Below are 291 nucleotides of genomic sequence, written 5' to 3'. Positions count from 1 at the left end.
CCGCTGTTGGGCACGGTGCCGAAAATTGAGGATGTTGCGCCGCGCGATGCGTTGCTCGATCGCAAATCGGAGCTGGTGGAGGCGTATCTCGCTATCCAGACCAGTTTGGCATTCGCAACCGAACACGGCGTTCCGCGCTCGCTCGCTGTCACTTCGACGCGTCCTGCCGAAGGAAAGTCGACCACCGCGCTGGCGTTGACGACGATGATGGCGCGCGCACGGAGGTCCGTCATCCTGGTCGACGGCGACATGCGGTCGCCTTCGATCCATACGCTGGCCGGTATCGATCAC

1 protein-coding gene is annotated in these 291 nt (G+C 62.9%); it reads left to right on the top strand.

Translation table 11 applies throughout. The features are described 5' to 3' along the window. Nucleotides 1-291 (top strand): P-loop NTPase family protein (locus AC0IYH_RS30925; RefSeq protein ID WP_471838002.1); only part of this gene is annotated, 291 nt, incomplete at both ends.

Source organism: Pseudomonas sp. AC463, from assembly GCF_979253585.1.
The sequence above is the reverse complement of the archived record's forward strand: the minus strand, read 5'-3'. Positions and strand labels throughout refer to the sequence as shown.